Annotated in this window: 21 protein-coding genes and 3 pseudogenes; 16 read left to right on the forward strand and 8 right to left on the reverse strand. The window is 33.7% G+C overall.

The window, feature by feature from the left end; genetic code table 11:
- Window positions 1–134: 134 nt before the first annotated feature.
- From OOK99_RS03025 to OOK99_RS03035, 3 genes are read right to left on the reverse strand one after another with little or no spacing between them, the layout of a single operon-like run.
- On the reverse strand, window positions 135–1,055 hold the full coding sequence (locus OOK99_RS03025; RefSeq protein ID WP_264336740.1) for a tyrosine-type recombinase/integrase: 921 nt from the start codon (window positions 1,053–1,055) through the stop codon (window positions 135–137).
- A gap of 2 nt (window positions 1,056–1,057) precedes the next feature.
- Window positions 1,058–2,446: a dihydrolipoyl dehydrogenase gene (lpdA, locus tag OOK99_RS03030; protein ID WP_264720147.1), complete on the reverse strand. Its 1,389-nt coding sequence runs from the start codon at window positions 2,444–2,446 to the stop codon at window positions 1,058–1,060.
- Entirely contained in the window at window positions 2,439–3,548 is a 1,110-nt protein-coding gene (locus OOK99_RS03035; protein WP_264720148.1) for an outer membrane protein assembly factor BamB family protein, read from the reverse strand. The genes lpdA and OOK99_RS03035 overlap by 8 nt, the downstream gene beginning before the upstream one ends.
- Before the next feature lie 323 nt (window positions 3,549–3,871).
- Here OOK99_RS03035 and OOK99_RS03045 point away from each other — a divergent pair, with 323 nt between their 5' ends.
- Entirely contained in the window at window positions 3,872–5,164 is a 1,293-nt protein-coding gene (locus OOK99_RS03045) for a cbb3-type cytochrome c oxidase subunit I (RefSeq protein ID WP_456201579.1), read from the forward strand.
- Window positions 5,165–5,281: 117 nt separating this feature from the next.
- Here OOK99_RS03045 and OOK99_RS03050 read toward each other — a convergent pair whose 3' ends face one another.
- Window positions 5,282–5,935 (reverse strand): hypothetical protein, encoded by a 654-nt coding sequence (locus OOK99_RS03050; protein ID WP_264720150.1) that lies wholly within the window; start codon window positions 5,933–5,935, stop codon window positions 5,282–5,284.
- Window positions 5,936–6,081: 146 nt separating this feature from the next.
- Here OOK99_RS03050 and OOK99_RS03055 point away from each other — a divergent pair, with 146 nt between their 5' ends.
- The 5 genes from OOK99_RS03055 (at window position 6,082) to OOK99_RS03075 (ending at window position 12,345) form a co-directional block, all read left to right on the forward strand.
- Window positions 6,082–8,655: a valine--tRNA ligase gene (locus tag OOK99_RS03055; RefSeq protein WP_264720151.1), complete on the forward strand. Its 2,574-nt coding sequence runs from the start codon at window positions 6,082–6,084 to the stop codon at window positions 8,653–8,655.
- A gap of 41 nt (window positions 8,656–8,696) precedes the next feature.
- Entirely contained in the window at window positions 8,697–8,963 is a 267-nt protein-coding gene (locus OOK99_RS03060) for a hypothetical protein (RefSeq protein ID WP_264720152.1), read from the forward strand.
- Window positions 8,960–10,789, forward strand: coding sequence for a coiled-coil domain-containing protein (locus OOK99_RS03065; protein ID WP_264720153.1), 1,830 nt, complete (start codon window positions 8,960–8,962; stop codon window positions 10,787–10,789). Before OOK99_RS03060 ends, OOK99_RS03065 begins: the two co-directional genes overlap by 4 nt.
- A 137-nt stretch (window positions 10,790–10,926) precedes the next feature.
- Window positions 10,927–11,313 carry a hypothetical protein gene (locus OOK99_RS03070; RefSeq protein ID WP_264720155.1) on the forward strand — a complete coding sequence of 129 codons (387 nt, stop codon included), beginning with the start codon at window positions 10,927–10,929 and terminating at the stop codon, window positions 11,311–11,313.
- Between the two features lie 20 nt (window positions 11,314–11,333).
- Window positions 11,334–12,345, forward strand: a protein-coding gene (locus OOK99_RS03075) for an IS630 family transposase (protein ID WP_264719384.1) whose coding sequence is annotated in 2 segments (ribosomal slippage) — window positions 11,334–11,795 and window positions 11,797–12,345 — 1,011 coding nt in all. Because the reading frame shifts where the segments join, the coding sequence is not laid out codon by codon here.
- A gap of 10 nt (window positions 12,346–12,355) precedes the next feature.
- Here OOK99_RS03075 and OOK99_RS03080 read toward each other — a convergent pair.
- Window positions 12,356–12,578: pseudogene (locus OOK99_RS03080) on the reverse strand (helix-turn-helix domain-containing protein); the annotation flags it as partial.
- Between the two features lie 322 nt (window positions 12,579–12,900).
- Here OOK99_RS03080 and OOK99_RS03085 point away from each other — a divergent pair.
- Entirely contained in the window at window positions 12,901–13,677 is a 777-nt protein-coding gene (locus OOK99_RS03085; protein ID WP_264336562.1) for an enoyl-ACP reductase FabI, read from the forward strand.
- A 129-nt stretch (window positions 13,678–13,806) separates the two neighbouring features.
- Here the strand turns inward: OOK99_RS03085 and OOK99_RS03090 are convergent.
- Window positions 13,807–14,372: pseudogene (locus OOK99_RS03090) on the reverse strand (integrase core domain-containing protein); the annotation flags it as partial.
- 82 nt (window positions 14,373–14,454) lie between these two features.
- On the opposite strand from OOK99_RS03090, the gene OOK99_RS03095 reads away from it, so the two are divergent.
- The 3 genes and pseudogenes from OOK99_RS03095 to OOK99_RS03100 form a co-directional block, all read left to right on the forward strand.
- Complete coding sequence (locus OOK99_RS03095; RefSeq protein ID WP_264720157.1) at window positions 14,455–14,997, forward strand: reverse transcriptase/maturase family protein; 543 nt, start codon at window positions 14,455–14,457, stop codon at window positions 14,995–14,997.
- Between the two features lie 28 nt (window positions 14,998–15,025).
- Window positions 15,026–15,172 (forward strand): group II intron maturase-specific domain-containing protein, encoded by a 147-nt coding sequence (locus OOK99_RS07055; protein WP_405197042.1) that lies wholly within the window; start codon window positions 15,026–15,028, stop codon window positions 15,170–15,172.
- Window positions 15,173–15,244: 72 nt separating this feature from the next.
- Window positions 15,245–15,634 (forward strand): annotated as a pseudogene (locus OOK99_RS03100) (helix-turn-helix domain-containing protein); the annotation flags it as partial.
- Between the two features lie 110 nt (window positions 15,635–15,744).
- Here OOK99_RS03100 and OOK99_RS03105 read toward each other — a convergent pair.
- Window positions 15,745–16,859, reverse strand: a protein-coding gene (locus OOK99_RS03105) for an IS3 family transposase (protein WP_264719386.1) whose coding sequence is annotated in 2 segments (ribosomal slippage) — window positions 15,745–16,586 and window positions 16,586–16,859 — 1,116 coding nt in all. Because the reading frame shifts where the segments join, the coding sequence is not laid out codon by codon here.
- Window positions 16,860–16,930: 71 nt separating this feature from the next.
- Here OOK99_RS03105 and OOK99_RS03110 point away from each other — a divergent pair.
- The 3 genes from OOK99_RS03110 (at window position 16,931) to OOK99_RS03120 (ending at window position 19,120) form a co-directional block, all read left to right on the forward strand.
- Window positions 16,931–17,383 (forward strand): hypothetical protein, encoded by a 453-nt coding sequence (locus OOK99_RS03110; protein WP_264720159.1) that lies wholly within the window; start codon window positions 16,931–16,933, stop codon window positions 17,381–17,383.
- 106 nt (window positions 17,384–17,489) lie between these two features.
- Window positions 17,490–18,749, forward strand: coding sequence for a proline--tRNA ligase (proS, locus tag OOK99_RS03115; protein WP_264720160.1), 1,260 nt, complete (start codon window positions 17,490–17,492; stop codon window positions 18,747–18,749).
- Window positions 18,746–19,120: a holo-[acyl-carrier-protein] synthase gene (locus tag OOK99_RS03120; protein WP_264720162.1), complete on the forward strand. Its 375-nt coding sequence runs from the start codon at window positions 18,746–18,748 to the stop codon at window positions 19,118–19,120. The genes proS and OOK99_RS03120 overlap by 4 nt, the downstream gene beginning before the upstream one ends.
- A 52-nt stretch (window positions 19,121–19,172) precedes the next feature.
- Here the strand turns inward: OOK99_RS03120 and OOK99_RS03125 are convergent, their stop codons facing one another.
- Window positions 19,173–19,907, reverse strand: a complete 735-nt coding sequence (locus OOK99_RS03125) for a hypothetical protein (RefSeq protein ID WP_006013937.1) — start codon at window positions 19,905–19,907, stop codon at window positions 19,173–19,175.
- Window positions 19,908–20,046: 139 nt separating this feature from the next.
- Here OOK99_RS03125 and OOK99_RS03130 point away from each other — a divergent pair.
- The 3 genes from OOK99_RS03130 to guaA all read left to right on the forward strand — a co-directional run bounded on the left by OOK99_RS03130 (window position 20,047) and on the right by guaA (window position 25,151).
- Window positions 20,047–21,161, forward strand: a protein-coding gene (locus tag OOK99_RS03130) for an IS3-like element ISWpi17 family transposase (protein WP_214303219.1) whose coding sequence is annotated in 2 segments (ribosomal slippage) — window positions 20,047–20,320 and window positions 20,320–21,161 — 1,116 coding nt in all. Because the reading frame shifts where the segments join, the coding sequence is not laid out codon by codon here.
- Between the two features lie 733 nt (window positions 21,162–21,894).
- Window positions 21,895–23,361: a type II secretion system protein GspD gene (locus OOK99_RS03135; RefSeq protein ID WP_264331211.1), complete on the forward strand. Its 1,467-nt coding sequence runs from the start codon at window positions 21,895–21,897 to the stop codon at window positions 23,359–23,361.
- A gap of 227 nt (window positions 23,362–23,588) precedes the next feature.
- The gene (guaA, locus tag OOK99_RS03140) at window positions 23,589–25,151 is read left to right on the forward strand and encodes a glutamine-hydrolyzing GMP synthase (RefSeq protein ID WP_052265035.1); all 1,563 of its coding nucleotides are present in this window, start codon (window positions 23,589–23,591) and stop codon (window positions 25,149–25,151) included.
- The last annotated feature ends 13 nt before the right edge of the window (window positions 25,152–25,164 follow it).

Below are 25,164 nucleotides of genomic sequence, written 5' to 3' on the forward strand. Positions count from 1 at the left end.
TCTATTCTATTCACAACCTTTTGCAAAACGCTTTGCTTTCTCTCTGCTGGTCACTATTGCTTATATAAAGCAAGTATAGTACTGAATGATGTTGCAAGCACTCAGTTCGGCAATATTATCGATTTAAGACGAAGTTAAGATTTTGATTTTTTATTCAAACTCTTCTGAAAGTTTTTATACATATTGAAGACATCTTGATAATTTAGGTGAGTGTAAACTTGAGTAGTTTCAAGGCTTGAATGGCCAAGCAGCTGTTGTATTGATCTTATATCAATATCTTCCTGAAGCAAATGAGTAGCAAAACTATGGCGAAATGCATGTGGAGATAAAATTTCTGGTAAGTTTAAAAATCTTCTTATTTTTTGCAAACGATTAGCAACATAAGTTCTTCCCAATTTTTTTCCTCTTACCCCCACAAAAAGATGTCCCGCTTCGTCAAAGTGGGGACAAGCTTTTATATATTTTTGTATACACTTTTTTACTACTGGAAGAATAAATACCTGCCTTTGTTTATCTCCCTTACCTGTTACTATTAAACTTTCATTGCTAATATCACTAACCTTAAGATTCAATGCTTCAGTGATTCTTAAACCCGTACCATATAGCAGAACGACAATTGCAATTTCTCTTTTTACCACCCAAGGCTCGCCTAGATCAGGCAATTTCATTTCTTTCAATAGAGTTTCTATGTTAGATATTGAAAGTGCTTTAGGTAGAGTTCTTCTCTGAATTGGCCTTGATAAAGAAAATACCGCTTCATTATTTATTTCATAATTGTTTTTTATATATTTGAAAAAATTTCTGATTACTGATAATGCGCGAGTGTTAGATCTCGCATTTACACCTCTTGTATAACGAGAGGTAAACCAACTTCTCAGTTCAGGTATGCTTAATTTTTCTAAAGAGCCAACATTTACTTCTTCACCAATGTGAGTATTTAGGAAACTTATAAGATCTTTGAGGTCCCTCATGTATGACTCCAAAGTGTTTGGTGAGTAAGACCTGTTGTACTTTAGCCAATCATACCATTTTTCAATGATTGAACCGAGGTCCACAGTTACTTTTTAAAGAAAGCATCGATGCACGCATCCCTAAAGGCTTCATTTATATCAGGATGAGAGTGACAAATTCTGTATATATCCTCTGCTGCTGCACCATATGCCATTGCAACCGCTGCTTCATTGATTAGCGTATCAGCGTATGCTCCTATGATATGTACACCGAGTATTGTATCTGCTTTGCTACAAGTCAGAACTTTCACGAATCCCTCAGCATCGTCAGTGACTTTTGCTCTACCGTTTGCAGCAAATTGACATTTACCAACTTTATACTTTCGACCAGCACTTTTTAGTTCTTCTTCAGTTTTACCGATTGAAGAAACTGCAGGGTGGGTGTAAATGACTGACGGTATGATTTCATAATCAACGTGAGGCAATTGCCTTGCTAGTATCTCTGCAACTGCCACCCCTTCTTCCTCAGCTTTGTGAGCAAGCATTGCTCCACCAATCACATCACCAATAGCAAATATTCCTTTCACATTAGTTTCATATCTGTTGTTAACTTGAACGAAACCACGATTATCTTTTTCCATTTTTTCATCAATACCAAGACCATCAGTACATGGTTTGCGTCCTGCTGCCACCAATACCTTATCCGCCTCTATAGTGTTTATTTGATTATCTTTTACAGAGCAAACTTTCACACTCAAAGAGTTACTACTTTGTTTTATCTCTTCAACTTTGGTGCTGAGTAAAAATTTTATTCCCTGCTTTTGTAGACTAGAAAGTAAAGACTTACTTAGTTCGCTATCCATTGCTGCAGCGATTCTATCAAAAAACTCTACTACAGTAACTTCAGAGCCTAGCCTATTCCACACAGAAGACATTTCAAGTCCTATTGCCCCAGCTCCAATTACAACAAGTTTTTTTGGTACTTCAGTTAAAGACAATGCACCAGTTGATGAAATGATATTTTTCTCATCAATATCAATTCCTGGTAGAGAACTAACATCAGAACCAGTTGCAATTACTATATTTTTTGCCTTCAGTACCTTACCTTCAACTGAAACTTCAAGGTTGTCTTGATCAAAAGAAGTAATTTTTCCAAGTCCATTGATCTTAGTAATTTTGTAAAGGTTAAACAGATATTCTATGCCTTTTCCAAGTTCTTGAACTCTAGCGTCTTTATAGCCTAGCATTTCTTTCAAATCGAGACTTACATCCTTAACTTTTATGCCAAGTTTTGATAGATTATTTTTCGCGCTAGCATACTGATAAGAGGAATGGAGTAATGCTTTTGATGGTATACACCCAACTCGCAAACACGTGCCACCAAAAATGCTATTTTTGTCTATACAAGCAACTTTGAGTCCAAGTTTTGCAGCAGCAATAGCGCATTTGTAACCACCTGGACCACCACCTATAATAATCAAATCATAATCAGTCATAAAAAACAAACCTATTTTCTAAAGAATAAACACCATTTCCTTCAGTCGTTATATACATCTTACCATGGGTAAATACTGGAGCATGAAACACATTACCAGGTATTTTAATTACCCTTCCTGTACTTTCAGATCCAGGAAAAACAAATATTGAACCTTTATTACTTGTTACCCAAAGCGTATGGGCATACATAATTGGAACAAACAATTGCACATTCTCTATAAAATCAGATGTCCAAACTGTTTTTCCACTTTGTATGTCGATGCCAATTACCTTATTATCTTTAGTCACCATGAAAATTCTTCCGCCTTCTTTTTGTTTCTCTGCAGGAATAAGAGGGCTATAATATGACTCAATGTTTGATATACTTTTTACTTGTAGTGGCCTTGACCATAAAATATTTCCTGAGTTTACGTCAATGCTATAAATATAAGAGTTGCTCGTAGCTATTAAGATATTATCGTGTACTCTAGGCGTAGTAGTTACATCTGTAAGCTGTGTATCTAAAAGATTTGTAGCTAATTTTTGGCTCCATAGTTTTTTACCTTCTTCATTAAAAGCTATTAACTCACCATTTGAAAATGGTGCCATTATTTTATCATTAGAGACTGCTGGTGAGATGGAATATAAACCTCGAACCTCATTTATACCATTTTGATAAGCCCAAATGGGGCTGCCATCTTTTATATCAAATACATGTAGATAGTTATCAATAGTCAATACTACCAACTTATTGTTTATTACTATTGCTTTCCCTCTTGCCGGAGCTCTTAATTCTTTTTCCCATTGAATCTCCCCTGTTTTCGCATCTATTGTGTGTAGAATGTTATCCACTACAAAGAAAACATTTTCTTTGTAGCTCGATAAACTCATATTACCAATTTTTTTCCTACTTGAGAGGTATAATTTCCAATTTATAACTCTTGGGTTATCGATATCAAAGGAATATAAGGTACCGTGCTTGTCTGGTAAAATAACGCTATTTTCTGCAAGTATTGGAGCTACATATCCTTGAGATAATTTTTTATCTACTAAACTTATTCGTTCGCTTGCCATTGTATAGTTACTATACAATAACATTATCATGACAATTATTATTTTCATTATTTAGTGAAAACAAGATTCATTAATATACATACTAGAAACGTAAATCACAACGAAAATGTTCTTAATTGTGGATCAAAAGCATTAACGTAATGTCATGCCATTATGTAAAGATTCTCTTACTGTAATAATTTTTATCAAGTATTGATTAAAACACATTTCGATAGCTCAGACTAACGCTGTCAGTAATATTACCATAATATGAAATGGAAATGTACGCAGCATTTTCACGATGAAAGATATTGTTGTAATGTCATTCATTTAAACTATGCATATCAATTTGAAAAATGTACATTGTCTTATGCTATAGTACCTAAAAATAAATGCTCAACATACAAAATAACGCTTCACTTTGCAGGCAATGGATATTCTTGGCAGTACTTGCTCTTGCTTGTTCTGGACTGCTGTCAATAATTGTTATTTTTCTACGATTGCCTTTTATTTCTTCTCTCATTCCTTCTGCACAATATATCTTTGATAATGCACTGGTGATACACGTAAATTTGTCAATTTTGGTATGGATGTGCTCTATAATATCTCTGCTCTTCATCATAAACTTAAAAAACACCAATCATTGGTTTAACTTCTCATGGATTCTCTCAATCCTTTCCATGCTGCTAATGTTTATATCTGCATTTGTTCCAAATACTGAAGTTATCAAAAGTAACTATATACCTGTATTACAAAACAAATTATTTTTACTTGGACTCAGTCTTTTCATTACCAGCATATTGATAAATACAGCTCTAGCCTACATATCAAATAAACAAGACTCATATCTTTCAATCGGACAAATTGGCCTGGTCATTATACTTGTGTCATCATTTCTTTGTGTTGTTTTAGCACATAAAAATATGCCTCCAGGTCTATATCACTCAGACAAGAATTTATTTTATGAATATCTCTTTTGGGGAGGCGGACATTTACTGCAGTTTGCCTTTGCTCAAGCAATGTTTTTAGTTTATTTGATCATACTGAATGCTCGCTATATTAGTCTAAATAAAATTACCATTTTACCACTATTTATAAACACAGTTTTGACCGTAGGTGCGCCGTTTATATACTTTATTTATTCGGCGGATAGTGCTGAATTGATACAGTTTTTTACCTGGCATATGAGAATTGCTGGAGCAGTTCTGCCGTGCTTTTTAACAATATTAGTGTATTGCAACATAAAAACTCTACTCAATGATAAGGGCAATTATCTTCTCCACTCGTTTGTATTGTTCATTTATGGAGGTGTGCTTGGAGTGCTAACTATTGAAGGAAATGTCACTATCCCTGCGCATTATCACGGTTCTGTGGTTGGTATTACTATAGCTTTTATGAATTTTGTCTACTGGCTGTTACCAAAATTGGGCTGTAAAGAAATAAAAAGCTCCATAGTAAGATTACAGATTTACGCTTACAGTTTGGGACATTTTCTCCATATTACTGGCCTTGTTTGGCTTGGTGGATATGGTGCCTTAAGAAAAGTTGCAGATCTGCCAAGTATTTCATCAATGTTAGCACGCACGTGCTTCATTATAGGTGGTGCTATATCAGTTATTGGTGGAATGTTGTTTGTAATAATTGTGCTTTCACATTTGTTAAAAGGCAAAGCGCGTACCAACTAACCCACAGAAACAAAACTAAAAATTTTAGTGTGAAATTACTATATTTACTTTGTACTATGGCTCAAACAACCTGCTTCAAATTTGGAAAGGCAGTGAAATGAAAAAAACTATATCAAGCTACACTGAATTCTTACTTGCTACTCCTTGTGGTTCTTGTGTTCCATTTACTTGAGAGCTAGGTTGCATTATTAAACCACCAGCTAAGAATGCAGATACTGTTGCTATAACAACGATCAACCACATGTCCAATTTAGTTGTATGTTCAAGTGTAATATACACTACTAACCCAACAGCAAGACCAGTACTAGCAGTAGCGATGTATGTTGCTTTTTCTTTTAGTTGTTTATTTGCTTCATTTTTGACTTCTAATATTTTCTTTTCTTGCTGTGAATGCTGGATTTGAGTATTTAGTTTATTTTTTTCAGCTTTTAATTCTATATTTTCGTTCTGAGCTGTCTTCCTTGCATATTCTAAGGATCTATTTAACCGTTTAGCTCTATCCTTTTTAGTTTGTAAGTCTTTATTTTCCGCCTCTAGCTGCTCAAGTTTATTTATTTTTTGTTTCATTTCACTTTTCATTTCATTTTTTAATTCATTTCTTATTTTATCTTTCAATGTAGCTATTGCATCTTCTGAGCTTTTTTTAACTTCTAGTTCCAACACGTCCTCAAGCAATTCTGCTAGTTTTATTTTTTCGTTGGAGGGCAGATAGTATGGATCATATAGAGCATTAACAAGATCTTGTAAATCAGAAAATTTAAAATCAGGCATAATAAACCTCAATACTAAAAATTTATCGTGTAATACATAAAAAACTAAAATCAAGAAATTTTGTATTATAAACTAAAATGTCAGACATTAAAATTGCTGTATTTGCTCAATTGTGCTAATTTAAAGCTTAAAACTGAAAAATATTTATGTTGGAAGAAAAATACAGCTTTAGAGAAGTTGAAAACAAATACAATGTATTATGGGAAGGAAGTAAAGTTTATAAATGGAGTAGTGAAAAGGGTAACACTTTCACTATAGATACGCCCCCACCAACGATATCAGGAAAGTTGCATATTGGCCATATATTCAGCTATTGCCACACAGACTTTATTGCAAGGTTTCAGCGTATGCTGGGAAAAGATGTATTTTATCCAATTGGGTTTGATGATAATGGCCTTCCGACTGAAAGGCTAGTTGAGCAAACCTATAAAACCCGTGCAAAAGAAGTTGGCAGAGAAAAATTTATAGAGATGTGCCATGAGGTTATTGAAAAATCAAAGCAAGAATTCAAGGAATTGTTTAAATCAGTTGGCATTAGCTATGACTGGGATTTGGAATACCACACGATCAGCAAGGAAGCTGTGGCACTTTCTCAAATGTCATTCATTGATCTATATAATAAAGAGTATGCATACAGAAAAATGCAACCTATTTTTTGGGACCCAGTTGATAAAACCGCAATTGCGCAAGCGGAAATAGAGGATAAAGTCTTTGAGTCATTTTTGAACAAGATAGTTTTTTCCACTGAAGAAAATGAGCAGATTAAGATTGCAACTACACGGCCTGAGTTGATCCCAGCATGTGTTGCAGTTTTTTGTCATCCAGAAGATGCACGATATGCCCATCTGATTGGAAAAATAGCCGTAGTGCCAATTACAGAGGCAAAAGTTCCAATAATAGCTGATGATAAGGTCAAAATAGATAAAGGCACTGGGCTTGTTATGTGCTGTACATTCGGTGATGAGCTCGACATATATTGGCAGCAAAAGCATGGTCTGCCGATGAAAATTATTATCGATCAGGATGGTAGGATAAGTCTAGATTCAGTGTATGGTAATAATAGATCCCAGTGTCAAGGCACTGGGATGACAAAGGGGAGTGACATTCCAGTGCTTGACACTGGAATCCAGCCATTAGAGGAGACACACGCCCCAGCGCGTGACGCTGGAATCTACGATGAAATAAATGGCCTAAAGGTTAAAGAAGCAAGAAAGAGAATTATTGAAATCCTAACTGAAAAGGGCCTTTTGATAGAAAGTACTAACATTTCTCATTCCGTAAAGTGTGCAGAAAGATCTGGTGCATCACTTGAAATATTACCAACTTATCAATGGTTTATCAAGACTTTAGAGCAAAAAGCTCAAGTGTTAGATAAAGTAAAAAAGTGTAGTTGGCATCCAAAGTCTATGCGTAAACGCATGGAGGTATGGATAGAAGGGCTAAATTGGGATTGGTGCATTTCAAGACAGCGTTATTTTGGTGTGCCATTTCCGGTGTGGTATTCAAAACGTAAAGGGGAAGAGGGTAAAATCATTCTAGCTGAAATAAAGGATTTACCTGTAGATCCACTCAAAGATTTGCCGAAAGGGTATAGTAAGGAAGAGGTTAACCCAGACCAAGATGTAATGGATACGTGGGCCACAAGTGCGATCACTCCTCAACTAAGTGCACTGGCAGTAAACAGTGAGCTCGGTTTACCAAGCCATCGGTATGATAAGATATTTCCTGCAGATCTGCGCAGCCAAAGCCATGAGATAATAAGAACTTGGGCTTTTTATACGATTTTGAAGGCACATTATCATGCAGATTCACTGCCGTGGAAAAATATCATGATTAGTGGTTGGTGTTTGGCTGATGATAAAAAAAAGATGAGTAAATCAAAAGGTAATATCATCACTCCTCATGTAATGCTTGAAACCTATGGAGCTGACGTAGTACGCTATTGGGCAGCAAACTCAAGACTTGGAGTTGACACAGTCTACTCTGAAAATATCTTCAAAATTGGCAAACGACTTGTTACGAAACTTTGGAATGCTAGCAAATTTGTTTCCATGTTTATGGAAAAACATCAAGCATTGAGCATAAATTCCATCAGTGAGACGATGGATAAGTGGATATTGTCCAAATTATATAAAGTGATAGAAAAAACGACGAACAACCTATTACAGTTTGAATACTGCGAAGCTTTGAGCGCAATAGAAGAATTTTTTTGGAAAGATTTTTGTGATAATTACTTAGAGTTAGTTAAAAAACGTGCATATGGAGATGCATTGGACAACGAGGCAAACATGAGTGCAAAACAGAGTTTGGCATATGTACTCAATATTATTTTGAGGTTATTTGCACCATTTTTGCCATACATTACAGAGGAAATATATCATCAGTTGTATAGTTATAACTCCGTTCACAATAAAAGTAATTGGCCTAACAAGGAAGAACTTATCTATGATAAGTATTCTGAGGAAATGGGAGATAATTTCGTGCAGATATTAAACCTTGTGAGAAAAATAAAAGCAGATAATAACGTATCAGTTAAGCATCTTATACAAAAGTTGATGATAAAAGCGAGTGTAAAAGAGGATGAGTTAAATTATTCTGCTCAGCATGATTTGCAGTCAGTTTGCAATGCTGAAGTGATAGAATGGGTTGAGAGTACAGAAGCAGAGCTTATAACTGAGAATGGAAAATTTACTGTAAGTTTATTGATTGATGTAACTTAGCATTCGTATTACTATACTAATTATTTAGTTGTGAGGTAATAATGTTTGGCAATTCATATGATAATAAAATTGAAGAACAAAAAGATGATTATCATGACTTCATTCAAAGGTTTTTGTTTTTGCTCGGTAAGATAAAAGAAAAGAATAAATCAATTCACACTGCTGTAGCTAGTTTTCACATATTATCTTTTTTAATAAAATACAATGCCAATTTTAATGAAGATGAAGTGTATAAAGCCGTTATCCAAGATTTCAATAATGTAAAGGAGGCGAGACTAGAGCTTCAAGATAAGGCTAAAAAGTATTGAATGGGTATATTGAAAGTGGTGTTGAAACAGTGTCAATATATGGTAGTTGTGCAGAAGTTAAATTGGGAGCTAATAAAAACAAATTCAAAGTCAGTGAGTTTTTGAATAGTAATTTCTGTCAAGATAATGGAATTTCAGGATTTTCAACTCTGCATAGCAATGGAAAAAATGGAATGCACGGTTTTGTTTCTGAAGAAGGAATAAGGCACTATGTTGTAACTGATGGTGCATACGAAATGACTCTGAATTGGTGTGATGAGGACGGAAAAAAGTGCACTATTATAATTAATATTGATGCTAATGGTATAGAACTTATCGAGCGTAATCGTGTTACTGATGATCAATTGAAAGCAAATAAAGATGTAAAAATAGGTAACTTATTCTTGTATCAAATAAAATTTAGAAATAAGGAGAAAGGCAATCATAAATCATCTGAGATTGTGATAGAAAATAGTAATAGAAATATTAACATTCAAACAACTCAAGAAATTGAGCTTGGCAGCAAAGAAGCTCAAATAGGCAGTACTAAAATGCAAGACAAAATTGCACAAGTTGTAGATGACAGCTTAAAAGAAAGAATTAATAAATTGGAAAAAGAAAATACAAGATTAACTGGAAATAATCAAACTATATTAGAACAATTACAGCAAAAAATGAGAGAGGTAGAGGAATTAAATGGAAAGGTAAGGGAAAAAGATGAAGTTTTGGCTGAAGTAACACAAAAACTCAAGCAGCTAAGTGATTCGGTAGAGAGTGAATTTGAAAAGAGAAGAGTAGAGAAGGAAGAGTTAGAATCGAAGTTAAGGAAAGCACAAAGAGAGATACAAAAGTTAAGTAAAGAAAAAGCTGAATTAGTGCAAGAAAAGCAACGCTTGGAAGAATATGCTAAAGTTCTAGTTGTCAAAATAGAAAAACTAACTGATCAAAGAAAGCGATCATATCTTAAACTGGATGAATTAGTGAATAAAAATAGAAGGTTAGAACAAGAATTGAATGATACTAAAAAAGAATTAGATGATAAATATAATCAAATCCAGAGATTAGAAAGTCAATCACATGAATTAGAATCTAAAAAAGTAACAGAATTGATGACATGTTTAGAAAAGAAAGAGAAAAAAATAGCAGAGTTAGAAGCGCAGTTGCAAAAAGAAAGTTCTGAAACTTATGATTTAATACTTAAATCGTCGGATTTAGAAAAAGAAAAAAGACGATTACAAGAAAAGTTAGATGAAAAAACTCAAGAAGTGATGAAACTAACTGTAGATTTAGAAGAACTAAGTAATCAATTGGAAGAGAAAGAAGCTGGGTATCTCAATAGGATCAAAGAATTAGAAAGAAATCTTGATCAAGGAAGAAAAGAATTTGAAAAATTGCGAAGTGATCTAGAAGAAGATCAAAATTGTTCTGAAGAGTACGAAAAGTTACTATCTGAGAAAATTACTATGAAAAGGGGAATTTCACGTTTAGATGATCAATCTTCATTATCTCATCAAAATTATGTCAGCTTTGTAAAGGATTGTACGGGTTTGATAACAGAGATGGTAAGTTTGTTTCAAGAGAGTATAGGAGAAAAAGACAATGTGACTATGCCAAGGAGTACTATGCTAGAAATTTGCGAAAGATTTGATGAATTGATTAAGCATTGTGTAGAAAGTGATCAAGAAATACAAAAGATGCTTGAAGAAGTATTTGAACAAATTAATGATAGCCCTGCTCCTTCAGATATAAGTAATGGAGATTTATCAGCACTACCAAATAAAGAGCTGGATGAAGCTTCATATTCAGAAGATTTTGGATATTCTAGTAGATGTTCTACTCCCGTCTGATGCCACCTTGTATTTTGAGTTTAGTTAGCATATCAACTAAAGTTTATCACTGGTACAATTGTAATAAGTGTTCTCCTCTACAGGTAAGATAATTTTAATCAATATATACAAGACTGCTGAAGTTTTGTATATGGGTGATGAGCAATTTACTTAATAAATATAATACATTTTATTTTATAGCTAGTTCTCTTGCTACTCTTACATTACTTACATCTTTAGCGCTTATTAATGCACCTAGTTCTTTAATTCTCGCTTTAGTTGTATTATCTGCTTTGGCTCTTATGATTTTGTATAAAATAATTATTGACACTAGTAAAGTGGAGAAGAAATTTGCTCACAAAGAGCTTGAGTTGACTCAAGAAAAGCACAATTTATACGAGGAAGGAAGAAAATTTGGTCAAAAAATAGAAGCTGAGAGGAAATCTTTTCTTAAAGAAAAAAAATTTTTGGAGGAGAAATTATACCAATTCCCGTTACACGGGAAACAGATAGACAATAATGGAAGAAAAGCCATAATGAAATAAGTGAAATAGTTTAGGTATAAATGGCACTCAGATCAAAATTATTGGATGAAGAAGTAGTAAAATCAGCAAAAGAGATGCTGAAGAAAGTAAGGAATAATGCATATGTTTCAAAAAAACTAAACGCTGTAATTGCAGCAAAAAAGTACAGTATAACGTCTGTAGCAAAAATATATTGCATTTCAAGAAAGGCACTAACTTCGTGGATAAAACTCTTGAAATTTGGCAGAGAAGAAAAACTGTTTGCTCCTCGATCACGCCGAAGAAAAACTAAATTAAATCAGGCTCAACTACAGCAAATTGAAGCATGGATAGAAGAAAACCCTAATATTACCATTAAAGAAATGAGAATAAGAATACAGGAAAAGTTCGACTTAAATATTAGCAAATCTACAGTACACCGCCATATGCAAAAGATGAAATTTTCATATATTACACCAAGACCAGTACACAACGTACAAGATAAAAGTAAACAAGAGGAATTCAAAAAAAAATCTCAATGAAGTTATTGGAAAGTATCCTGAAAAAGAGCTATTTTTCTTTGATGAATCAAGGTTTGGCACACATTCGAAAGTTGGGCATGGATGGTTTAAAAAAGGTACTAGAACTCGGGTTAAAATAAAGTTAGGTAGGCATAATTTTTATCTCTACAGTGCAGTTAATCCTAAAAATGGAGAGAGTTTTAGCTTATTTGCACCAAATGTTAACACTGATTGCATGAATATATTTCTTGAGCAAATGTTGCAATATCTAGGGACAAGAGAAGCTGTTCTTGTTATGGACTGTGCTAGTTGGCATAAGTCAAAAAATTTAAAGGTACCTAAAAACATTGAGATTATATACCTACCTCCATATTCACCTGAACTTAATCCTGTTGAGAGGCTTTGGTTATATATAAAACAGAACATTTTGCGCAATAAAATATACAGTACTATTGCTTTGCTTGAGAGCACTTTATGCAAATTTCTTACCTCTCTTGCTACTTCTACAATTAAACAACTCTGCTCTGTTTCCTATTTGACTCCACAACAATGAGAATTGGTATAACTACTGCTTCTTCTGTATCCTTTGGTACTCTATTGGCAAGTAATGGTTTGCTTTTGTTTATCTCGTATAATGCTTTTTCCCCTCCTGCTTCATACAGCTCTTTGAAGCGGTAAAATGTATCCCTTCATTACTTTACACACCTGTGATACATTTCCTAATTGCTTTGCAAGTTCTAGCAACCCCAACTTTGGTTTTAGTATTTTTTCTTGTGTTTTACTCATATCTGACACTCCTTTAAAATTTATTTATATTTTTATCTTACTTTGTTATCCTGTCAGATTAAGTCTAAACTATTACAGATAAGTATGTGTGTGCACCCACGTACACTGAAGAAGATACACTACATTTTTTGATGAATTTGATTGTTTAATAAAAAAAAAGTCTGCAGACTAAAGATAGATTTTGAGCTCTTAAAATATCTCTAATTGTAATTATAATGAGGTTGGAAATATGCGGAAGTAATTTTTATACGTTAGCTACAGTTAAAACATAATTGACTTTGCCTAGTTAATATTTCAAATTATAAAAAAGGCAAATAATTCTATGATATTGCAGGGCAAAAAAGGGTTAATAACCGGAATAATAAATAAGAGGTCAATAGCATATGGTATAGCAAAGACCCTCTCAGAACATGGAGCTGAGCTTGCAATCACTTATCAAAATGAAACAATAAAAGAAAAATTATTACCAATAGCAAATGAATTAAATGTGGAGTTAACATTACACTGTGATGTTTCAAATGAGGAAACCATAGATAATGCTTTTGAGGAAATAAAGAAAGAATGGAATACTCTTGACTTTTTGGTACATGCAATAGCATTCTCCGATAAAAATGAGCTAAATGGTAAATATGTCAATACTTCACTAAACAACTTTATTAATGCAATGCATATATCGTGCTATTCTTTTACTGCTTTAGCGCAAAGAGCGGAAAAAATGATGTTAAATGGCGGTAGTTTACTTACTTTATCTTACTATGGTGCTGAAAAAGTTATGCCAAATTATAATGTGATGGGTTTATGTAAAGCAGCACTTGAAGCAAGTGTAAAATATATAGCATGTGATCTCGGACCACAGAACGTCAGAGTAAATGCAATTTCTGCTGGTCCAATCAGAACTTTGGCATCTTCTGGAATAAGTGACTTTCACTCCATATCGGAATGGAATAGAAGTAATTCTCCACTTAGACGCAATGTTACAATAGAAGATGTTGGCAAGGCAGCACTATACTTATTAAGCGACCTGAGTAGTGGTACAACTGGAGAAATTTTACATGTTGATTCAGGGTATAATGTTGTGGGAATGAAGATAGTAGACTAATACAGTACTGCAGATGCATGTGAAGCCTGTGTTTTTTTGTTATCCGAGTAATTGACATTGGAGTCCAGTGTCAGCTACTCGAATGACAACATTTTTGTAATAGTTTAGACTTGATCTGACAGGCATGAATTAACTGACAGAAGAATCGACGAAGTCAAAACCGATATCAGAATCTATTTTAATGTTATCAATATTTTTTTGGTAAGCAATATGCATACTATCAAAAAAGGTCTGCATAGCAGTACTTACCGGAATGAGGTCTAGTTCTGTTGTAAGAATGCAGCCAATCTAACTGAAGCTCCTCCAAAGTACTATAAATCTTTTTCCTGAAGATAATATTGTAACATTCATCTTGCATAGTTCTATGAAACCTTTCACATATACCATTAGTCTGTGGAGAATAAGCTTTGGTTCTAGAATGATCAATATTTTCTACTCCCAAATATAACTGGTACGCATGATTCCCTGGTTTGCCACAATACTCTGTACCCCTATCAGTTAAAATGCGTAGCAATGGAACTTTCTGTTCATCAAAAAATGGTATATTGAGAAGATCTGCAGCTGTGATAGCAGTTTTCTCCGTATAAAGCTTAGCGAAAGCCACTCTAGAGTAGGTGTCAATAAAAGTTTGTTGATACAATACCTTTGATATTGCCTACATAATAGGTATCTTGACTACCTAAGTATCTTAAATGTGTGTCGACGTATTTATCAACATATTCATTTTAAAAATCGGATCACTTTGAAAAAAATGGTCTAGACAAATGGGTGCATTATATGGATGCTGATATTTCCGGATGTTTTGATAACATCGATCATAACGCACTGTTAGAAAAACTCAATACCACACCAACTCTAAAGAGAATTATAAAAGGATGGTTGAAAGCAGGCATTATCGAAGATAGAAAGTTTAGTCCCACCAAACGTGGCACAATTCAAGGTGGAATAATTTCTCCATTACTTGCATGTGTAGCACTATATGGACTAGAACAGAATATCAAAGAAGAGCTTAAGGAAGAACTTTTCCAATATGCGAAAAAGAAATATGGTAGGGCGTCTCGCAAGCAGGCGCAAAATTCAGTTAGTGTAATTACGTACGCCGATGATTTTGTGGTTTTACACGAGAGCGAGGAACTTGTGATGAAGGCAAAGGTTCTAATTGAAAAATGGCTAAAACCCGTTGGATTAGAATTAAAGTCATCAAAGACAAGAATTGTACATACACTGAAATCCCTAAATGGGGAAAAGCCAGGATTTGATTTTCTTGGATTTTCAATAAGGCATTATCAAACACGTCAAAATAAGAGAGGTTACAAGTAAACCAAGTCGTAAATCTATAAGTCAACACTTGTTATCTATTAAACATAAGCTTAAAGAGTTGCAAGCAGCACCACAAGAAGCTGTAATAAAAGAGCTTAATCCAATAATTAGGGGTTGGAGCCAATATTATACCTCTGTAGTCTCAAGCAAGGTCTTTAACTTATTAAGGTTGTAATAGTTTAGACTTGATCTGACAGATTAACAAAGTAAGATAAAAATATAAATAAATTTTAAAGGAGTGTCAGATATGAGTAAAACACAAGAAAAAATACTAAAACCAAAGTTGGGGTTGCTAGAACTTGCAAAGCAATTAGGAAATGTATCACAGGCGTGTAGAGTAATGAAGGGATACATTTTACCGCTTCAAAGAGCTGTATGAAACAGGAGGGGAAAAAGCATTATACGAGATAAACAAAAGCAAACCATTACTTGCCAATAGAGTACCAAAGGATACAGAAGAAGCAGTAGTTAGTAGAGTTTCCAGCATATGGACAAGAAAGAGCAGCTAATGAATTAAAGAAAAAAGGAATTCTAATATCTGCTAGCGGCATAAGGTCAATATGGCAAACTCGAAAATTTTAAAAAGAGATTGAAAGCCCTGGAAGCAAAGGTGGTCCAAGACGGTATAATTTTAACTATAATGCACCCATTTGTCTAGACCATTTTTTTCAAAGTGATCCGATTTTTAAAATGAATATGTTGATAAATACGTCGACACACATTTAAAGTATTTATCAATATATTCATTTACTGTTTATGATAATAAAGATCAGCAGGAACTTTATAATGTAGAGTCTGATGTCGCCTTCTATAGTTATACCAAGCAACAAAATCATTTATTATAAGATTTAAATCTCTGATACTATTTGGTCTATAATAATATATAGCTTCTTGCTTTAAAGTTCTCCATAAGCGCTCAACAAATATATTGTCGAAGCAACGTCCTTTATGGTCCATACTGATTTTAATATTAGCACGCTCTAATTCCATAATAAAGTTGTAGCTAGTAAACTGCACCCCCTGATCACTATTAAAAATCTCAGGTTTACCTTGTTTTAGAGCTTCTTTGAGAGTATAAAGGCAAAATCCAGCATCGAGATATGGTGATAATGAATGAGCAATAATATAGCGACTATACAAGTCCATTATTGCCACAAAATAGATAAACTTACCTTCTACCATAATATATGTTATATCAGTAGCCCATACCTGATTAACTCTACAAATAATCAAATCTTTGAGTAAATAAGGATATATTTTATGCTTTTTTTCTTTAATACTTGTATTACATCTTTTTCTACAATACAGCCCACTAATCTTCATTTTTTTCATAATTCTTAAGATTTTTTTGTGATTGACTACTACTCCACTCGCTATGATTTCAGCAGTAATTTTACGATATCCATAACGGCAATCAGAAGCCAAATATACTTCTTGAATCAAATTTGCTACTTCACTTTCGTTATTAATTATAGGCCTATAATATAGGCTAGATCTGCAAATCCCCAATAAATCAGCCTGTTTCCTAATTGACAGATCAGAATCTTTTTCTATAAACCTTACTCTATCTTTTTTGCTTATTTCAGTAATTTTTTTTTCAAATAGCTATTTTCCACTGTCAATTCTCTTATTACTTTATGTAAACTTTCTATTTCTTGCGCTAAGATTCTTTGTTTTCTCGCACTTTCACTTTCTTCAACAAATAGGTCTTTTAACCTTGCCAATACTCTATCACGCCAATCATATAGATTTGTTGATGGTATTTTATATTCACTACATATCTCAGCTGTGCTTTTTTGATTTTTTATTGCTTCCAAAGCTATCTTTGCTTTTAACTCTGGTTCATATTTTTTTGTTGCCATACTTTTACCCCTTTACCTTCCTACTCGGATCAACCATTTTTTTTTGGTCTAGTTTATGGGGTGCATTATAAATGAATAGTCTTGCAATAGCAATTCAAAAACAAAGAGTAAAAAGTGATGTTCAAGATGAACAGCTAGATTCCTTAGACGGACAATATGATTCTTTTTTTTCTCTTGAAGAAGAACAATGTAAAGCGGTCAAGAAAGAGCAAGAGAACTGCACACGAAAGCCAGACGCAGCATTATTAATACTCTCGAATATACCATTAAGTAAATTTTCACCACTAGAAAGCCCTATTAATAATTTATCGAGCAATAGTGCTAATGTACCTGATGATGAAGATTGGGAAACACAGCCACATTCTATACCTTACATTTACCTTGGAGAGAAAATGAAGGATAGGCATAATCATAATTGCTCAGCTTCTTCTCCAACAAAAATGAATAATGTGGAGCTAGCAAGTAGTGATATGCAAGAACCATTTACTGTTTCTGTTAAGGACTGCCGAAAGAAATTTGAATAATAAGAAAATGTCAAGAAAAGCACCATACACTTTCCTTCCTTTTTAAAATAAGTTTACCCAAAGGTCTGATTGTACTAAGATTGCTTAGTACAATCAGATTTATGAAATGCGTTTATCTCAATATTACCTGCCAACTTTAAAAGAAACCCCTGCTGGTGCTGAAATTATTTCTCATCAATATTTATTACGTGCAGGCTTAATCAAGCAGACAGCATCTGGAATTTATTCTTGGCTGCCGCTTGGCCTTTTGGTACTTAAAAATATTGAAAATATTATCAGAGATGAAATTGGTGCAATTGAAGTGTTGATGCCTTGTGTGCAGCCAGCAAGTCTTTGGCGAGAGTCAGGACGTTACGATGATTACGGCAAAGAAATGCTACGTATTAAAGATAGGCATGAAAGCGATATGCTTTTTGGTCCAACACATGAGGAGGTGGTAACTGATTTGATTAGAAATACGGTAAAAAGTTACAAAGATTTACCACTTTGTTTATATCAAATTCAGTGGAAGTTTCGTGACGAAGTAAGACCTCGTTATGGCGTTATGAGAGGCAGGGAATTTCTGATGAAGGATGCATACAGTTTTGATGTAGATTACGAAGGTGCACTGAATTCATATAATTTGATGTATAAAACTTACATAAAAATCTTCAAACGAATGGGGCTTACTCCAATTGGAGTGAGGGCAGATACAGGACCAATTGGAGGAAATTTAAGTCATGAATTTCATATATTGGCAAACACCGGTGAGAGCACTCTATATTATGACAATAAACTTTTTGAATTACTAGAAAGCGAAGATATTGAAAGCCTGAAGAGCATATATGCAGTTGCAGACGATATGCATGATCCTAAAATTTGTCCTATACCGCAAGAACAGTTAAATGTTAGTAAAGGTATTGAAATAGGGCATATTTTTTATTTTGGCGACAAATATTCAAAGCCTATGAAGGCAAGTGTTACTTCTCAAGATGGAAAAAATGTTAACATGCATATGGGTTCGTATGGTATTGGAGTTTCAAGGCTTGTTGGCGCAATAATAGAAGCTTTCCATGATGATAAAGGAATTATCTGGCCAGAGGCAGTAGCTCCTTTTAAAGTTGGTTTGATCAATTTACAAACAAAAGTAACGGAGGCTGCAGATAAAATATACAAAGCTTTGAAAAGCGATAAAGTGCTTTATGATGATACGGACGAAAGTGTAGGAGTGAAATTTGCCAGAATGGATCTGATAGGCTTGCCGTGGCAAATAATTATTGGAAAGAAAGCAGTAACTTCAAATATAGTTGAAGTAAAAAATAGGGCAACTGGAGAGGTAGAGGAAATACAAGTTGAAGAAGCAATAAATCGTTTTAGCGCAAAATGATATACGGTATTGGCACTGACATAGTATATATACCCAGAATATTGAGAATATCACAAAAATACGGGGAAAAATTTCTCAATAAAGTCTATACTAAGAAGGAGATAGAGATAAGCAAAAAATATAATAGACAAGAAGTAAGAGCAAAATATTTTGCTAAACGCTTTGCTGCAAAGGAAGCTTTTGTTAAAGCGCTAGGCACTGGATTCAGCCAAGGAATTATAATGAAAGATATAGAAATATACAGTAATATTAGGGGAAAACCACATCTTGCTATCACAAAGGATTTCATCTCGAAAGACTACAAGATACACCTTTCTCTAAGTGATGATCAAGATTATGCTACTGCGTTTGTTGTAATTTGCGTTGAGTAGATATTGTTTAGTACATACGATTTCAAAAATTTTTTTGAAATTATACTTTGACCTACACAGATCGACCTTTCTGTGAATCCTGGTTTCTGCTTTCTTCAACTTGTTTTGCAAAAGACGTCTCTTGTGTATTCATATGTTGAAGTGGTTTAGCAATTTCGCGCACAACAGCAGCAACTGCAGTTAAAAACGCCTTGAACAATCCACCTAAAACTCCACCAACTGCTTCTCTACCGTACATACGAGCTTGCTTTTCATTGTCATCAGCAGTTTCCCCTGCCCTCCTTCGTGGATCCATTCTATGAGCAATAACTGAAAACAACACCCCCCTAATTGAAGACTTCACTCGTGCTTTTGCCTTCTGAACATCCCCATCACTTGCTACTTCATGTTTTTCCCTACTATTCATTAGCTCCTTTTGTTGTTGAAAACTTAAGATCTCTTCCATCAGTTGTTTCTTTCTCTTTTCCAGAACTCTTTTCTTGGACTCTGATTTATCGCGAGTGTGTTTTGTGGTTTCAAGTTCTACATCAATATCCTCAGATGCTGCTTGGCTATATAAGGTTTCTATGAGCCTATCTATACTTCGCTTTACTTGCATAGTCCTTTCGTAACTATCTAAATTATCAACTCCTTCATCAATTTGACTTAAAATATCCTCGAAAGGTTTTAAATACTCTTTAAATTGCTCTTCGAGCTGATTTTCATTCTTCAAATTCCTTTCTCTTCTGTCATCGCTATTCTCTTCAACATTATCATCACCTTCTTCGAAAAGATCCTCATCGTTCATAATTTTTTTTAATTTATTCCCACTTATTATTATTGTATATGAAAAAATTAAATTAACACTAATGAAAAGTATAATGCACCCCATAAACTAGACCAAAAAAAAATGGTTGATCCGAGTAGGAAGGTAAAGGGGTAAAAGTATGGCAACAAAAAAATATGAACCAGAGTTAAAAGCAAAGATAGCTTTGGAAGCAATAAAAAATCAAAAAAGCACAGCTGAGATATGTAGTGAATATAAAATACCATCAACAAATCTATATGATTGGCGTGATAGAGTATTGGCAAGGTTAAAAGACCTATTTGTTGAAGAAAGTGAAAGTGCGAGAAAACAAAGAATCTTAGCGCAAGAAATAGAAAGTTTACATAAAGTAATAGGAGAATTGACAGTGGAAAATAGCTATTTGAAAAAAAAATTACTGAAATAAGCAAAAAAGATAGAGTAAGGTTTATAGAAAAAGATTCTGATCTGTCAATTAGGAAACAGGCTGATTTATTGGGGATTTGCAGATCTAGCCTATATTATAGGCCTATAATTAATAACGAAAGTGAAGTAGCAAATTTGATTCAAGAAGTATATTTGGCTTCTGATTGCCGTTATGGATATCGTAAAATTACTGCTGAAATCATAGCGAGTGGAGTAGTAGTCAATCACAAAAAAATCTTAAGAATTATGAAAAAAATGAAGATTAGTGGGCTGTATTGTAGAAAAAGATGTAATACAAGTATTAAAGAAAAAAAGCATAAAATATATCCTTATTTACTCAAAGATTTGATTATTTGTAGAGTTAATCAGGTATGGGCTACTGATATAACATATATTATGGTAGAAGGTAAGTTTATCTATTTTGTGGCAATAATGGACTTGTATAGTCGCTATATTATTGCTCATTCATTATCACCATATCTCGATGCTGGATTTTGCCTTTATACTCTCAAAGAAGCTCTAAAACAAGGTAAACCTGAGATTTTTAATAGTGATCAGGGGGTGCAGTTTACTAGCTACAACTTTATTATGGAATTAGAGCGTGCTAATATTAAAATCAGTATGGACCATAAAGGACGTTGCTTCGACAATATATTTGTTGAGCGCTTATGGAGAACTTTAAAGCAAGAAGCTATATATTATTATAGACCAAATAGTATCAGAGATTTAAATCTTATAATAAATGATTTTGTTGCTTGGTATAACTATAGAAGGCGACATCAGACTCTACATTATAAAGTTCCTGCTGATCTTTATTATCATAAACAGTAAATGAATATATTGATAAATACTTTAAATGTGTGTCGACGTATTTATCAACATATTCATTTTAAAAATCGGATCACTTTGAAAAAAATGGTCTAGACAAATGGGTGCATTATACTTTACTATTATGACAATGAGGATAATTTTGTTTCCGTTGATAATTATCCTATATAAGGTTGAATGTTATCTAGTCTTTTCTGCACTAGACGCAGCTTAATCGTATCTGAACAGATACATAATCTATATAAAGAGGACATAGGTACCATCTGTCCTTTTAAGGCATTTATGTCAATGATATGCGTAATCCATGATTTTAAACATGATGATCCTCCTAAGTAATACAAAAAAACTCAGAAAAATGTATATAGCTATGATAGAAGTTATCTATACATAAGTACAATATACTTTAACTAGAGGTTATAAATTAATGAAGTTGAAAAGTCTGCAGACGAAGATAGATTTCGAGCTCTAGAATATCTTCACTATCAAAATAACAAAGCTGTCAAAATTTGTCAAGTAATTTTTATCGCAACTGTACAAACATTTCACAGGACAAATTTAAAATGCTGTAAAATGGTGTCTGTTCAGACGCATGTGAAACCAGTGCTTCTTTTCATCCCACTTCCATGCGGCTAAACCTTTTTCATAATCTCCTATCTATCATTTCTTAAACCACTCCCCTGAACGGATACAATTAAATACATTTTTAACATTTTTATAGAAAACTATTAGTATAGATTTGTATGCTGCCCTCATGGCTATTTTAAAATGTTTAATACTCCTTTTCATTATTTCTTGTACACATCTACCTAACAAGCAACATTCTGTTAATATAGACAATTATAAGCACGATTATTCGTTGCAACAATATAATACTCCTTTGAAGAATAACGAACCAGCAATACCAGAAATGATACCTTTACCGGTAGAGTTTCCCGATCTTACAACCAGTAATCAGTTTCTTTCGATTAATGTTGATGAAAAAGTGCCAGTAAAGGATTTACTGATTGAGATAGGAAAACTTTCTGACGTTAACTTAGACATAGATCCCCAGATATCAGGTAATATTATTTTAAAGCTAAAGGATAAGAATATAAATGAAGTAATTCAGAGTATAGCCAACAGCGCCAAATTGCGTTACTCAATGAATAATGGTGTAATTAGAATTGAACAGGATTTGCCATACGCACAAAATTATTACGTAGACTTCATCAATATTCAACACTCTGCTCAAAGCAATTTTGTCGTTAGTGGCAATGTTACAAGCAGCGATGCTGACAGGAATGTTAGAAAGTCTCAATATAGCAGTGACTTATGGAGTTCATTAGAAAAAGGCTTAAATGCAATAATGGATGTTAATGGAGTGGATGATGGTGAATTTCTTTCATCCAACAGAGAAGCTGGTGTCATTATTCTGAATGCCAGGAAGGATATTCATAAAGCTGTTGAAGAATATATTAATAAAGTTAAGAGACTGGCGTCTTCTCAAGTAATGATAGAGGCCAAAATAGTTGAAGTTGTATTAGACGATAAATACCTTTCTGGTATCAACTTAAATGATTTGCATAATGAAACAAAATCTATAACAAATCAAGATAGTTCCATTACTAGCCTGGTAATGAACTCTGATTTAGAAAATTTAGTAAAAACTTTAGACAAGTTTGGCACTTCAACCGTAATTTCAAGCCCTAGAGTACATGCTATAAATAATCAGCAAGCAATGATTTCATTTACTAAAAACCATATCTATTTTACTTCCGATATACAGAAAGATACCGGAAACTCCAATCATGCCTTAATTACCAAGATGAATAGCACTCCAATAGGTGTGGTGTTAATAATCCACCCAAGCATTAACATTGATACTAACGAAATATTTATGGATATACACCCAACCTTATCAAGAATTAACAATTACACTAAAGACCCAAATATAGAATATGTCGCACAACAGAATAAAATGAAATTAAATAGTGACATTCCAATTATTGAAACCAGAGAAATGCACTCTACGTTAAAAATTAAGAGCGGCGAAGTTATGGTAATTGGTGGGCTTATAGAGCATAGAAAAGATAACCAAAACTTATTGCATCAAAAGTCAAAAAAACTGGCTAAGACAGTAGAAACCGTCATCTTCCTGAAAGCAACAATCGTACCAACACTTGGTTTATTAGATATAAAAGATAGGAATTTATATATATATTAAACGTATCCGTTCAGGCAATGGTATCAACTTAAGGAAAGATGTTGGGGTTGCTATTATGATAAGAAGAGAGTATCAGAATGATAATTAAGACAGCTTAATCATAAATCTGTTGCGGTAAATTTAAGTTACTTTAGTCATATATTAAAGTTTTTAAACAGGTCTTAGTTTACTTACTTTATTGTTTTCTTTATTATCAAATATTGCTTTAAATAATATGGAGGAGCACATTGTCAGCAATTGCCGTTATTGATTTTGGTTCACAGTTTACACAGCTTATTGCAAGACAAATCAGGGAAATGGGCGTTTACTGTGAAATATTTCCAAGCAATATCGATTTCGAAACAGTATCAAAATTCAATGGATTTATTTTTTCTGGAGGACCGCAATCTGTAAATGACAATTGCTCTGAAGTAAGTGAAGTAGCACATAAAATTATAAAACTTAACGAAACAATAAACACTCCTATACTTGGAATATGTTATGGACAGCAACTCATTTGTCATTATTTCGGGGCAAAGGTAAGAAAAGAATTCAATCAGGAATTTGGCAAAACTAAAATCAAGATACTAAAAGAATCCCCAATTATAAAGGATACTTGGGACGTTAATTCCGAAGTCGATGTGCTAATGAACCATGCAGACAGTGTCGAAACTATACCGCAAGGATTTACTGCTATTGCCTCAGGTATAATAAATCAAACAATCGCAATAATTGCCAACGAACAGCGGAAGATTTACTGTACTCAGTTCCATCCTGAAGTTAAGCCTACGACAAATGGTAGTAAACTTCTCTCTAATTTCTTAGATATTGCAAATTGTGAGAGAGATTGGACAATGAAGTCATTCATTGAAAAACAGAAGGAAAAAATTCAAAACTTAGTAGGGGAGAAAAAAGTAATTGCTGCAGTAAGTGGGGGGGTTGATTCAAGTGTTGCAGCAGTTCTTACACACAAAGCTATAGGAAAACAATTAAACTGTATTTTTATCGATACTGGGTTATTGCGTAAGAGCCAGACCACTGCTATGTTAAAAGAAATTCCAATAAATTACGTTGATAAATCAAACTTGTTTTTAAGTAGGTTAAAGGGAATAACTGATCCGGAAGAAAAGCGAAAAATTATCGGCAATACTTTTATCGAAGTATTTGAAGAAGAGGCAAAAAAAATAGGTGATGTGGATTTTTTAATGCAAGGCACCATTTACTCTGATGTAGTTGAATCAGGTCACGCTTCAGGAAACACTAGTACAATTAAATCTCATCACAATGTTGGTGGGTTGCCAGAAAAAATGAATCTGAAACTAGTAGAACCTTTACGCTATCTCTTTAAAGATGAAGTAAGGCTGCTTGGCAAAGAAATTGGGCTTTCAGATGAGATAATATTTCAACATCCATTTCCTGGACCTGGACTTGCAGTGAGGATCATAGGTGAGGTTGATGAAGAAAAGGTACGAATATTGCAAGAAGTAGATGAAATATATATCAACACAATGAAAAATTATGATCTGTATGATAAAATATGGCAGGCTTTTGCTGTACTGTTACCAGTAAAAACTGTGGGAGTTATGGGAGATAATCGTACATACGGATATGTTTGCGCTTTAAGGGCTGTGACTTCATCTGATGGCATGACAGCTGATGCATTTCCATTTGAAAATAAAGATCAACATTCGTTAGTATTTTGGAGGTTTTTGCAAGACGTCAGTAGTATAATTGTTAACAAAGTTTCCGGAGTAAATCGAGTTGTGTATGATTTAACTTCCAAACCACCAGCAACTATTGAGTGGGAGTAGCAGTAATTTCATT

Source organism: Wolbachia endosymbiont (group B) of Eucosma cana (assembly GCF_947250645.1).
Classification (GTDB): domain Bacteria; phylum Pseudomonadota; class Alphaproteobacteria; order Rickettsiales; family Anaplasmataceae; genus Wolbachia.

Excerpts from the sequence above, each read along its gene's own strand:
- OOK99_RS03055 (WP_264720151.1), top strand. The coding sequence starts at position 6,082 with ATGTTGGAAGAAAAATACAGCTTTAGAGAAGTTGAAAACAAATACAAT.
- proS (WP_264720160.1), top strand. The coding sequence starts at position 17,490 with ATGCGTTTATCTCAATATTACCTGCCAACTTTAAAAGAAACCCCTGCT.
- OOK99_RS03110 (WP_264720159.1), top strand. The coding sequence starts at position 16,931 with ATGAATAGTCTTGCAATAGCAATTCAAAAACAAAGAGTAAAAAGTGAT.
- OOK99_RS03060 (WP_264720152.1), top strand. The coding sequence starts at position 8,697 with ATGTTTGGCAATTCATATGATAATAAAATTGAAGAACAAAAAGATGAT.
- OOK99_RS03035 (WP_264720148.1), bottom strand. The coding sequence starts at position 3,548 with ATGAAAATAATAATTGTCATGATAATGTTATTGTATAGTAACTATACA.
- OOK99_RS03045 (WP_456201579.1), top strand. The coding sequence starts at position 3,872 with ATGCTCAACATACAAAATAACGCTTCACTTTGCAGGCAATGGATATTC.
- OOK99_RS03085 (WP_264336562.1), top strand. The coding sequence starts at position 12,901 with ATGATATTGCAGGGCAAAAAAGGGTTAATAACCGGAATAATAAATAAG.
- OOK99_RS03050 (WP_264720150.1), bottom strand. The coding sequence starts at position 5,935 with ATGCCTGATTTTAAATTTTCTGATTTACAAGATCTTGTTAATGCTCTA.
- OOK99_RS03095 (WP_264720157.1), top strand. The coding sequence starts at position 14,455 with ATGGATGCTGATATTTCCGGATGTTTTGATAACATCGATCATAACGCA.
- OOK99_RS03125 (WP_006013937.1), bottom strand. The coding sequence starts at position 19,907 with ATGAACGATGAGGATCTTTTCGAAGAAGGTGATGATAATGTTGAAGAG.
- lpdA (WP_264720147.1), bottom strand. The coding sequence starts at position 2,446 with ATGACTGATTATGATTTGATTATTATAGGTGGTGGTCCAGGTGGTTAC.
- OOK99_RS03120 (WP_264720162.1), top strand. The coding sequence starts at position 18,746 with ATGATATACGGTATTGGCACTGACATAGTATATATACCCAGAATATTG.
- OOK99_RS03070 (WP_264720155.1), top strand. The coding sequence starts at position 10,927 with ATGAGCAATTTACTTAATAAATATAATACATTTTATTTTATAGCTAGT.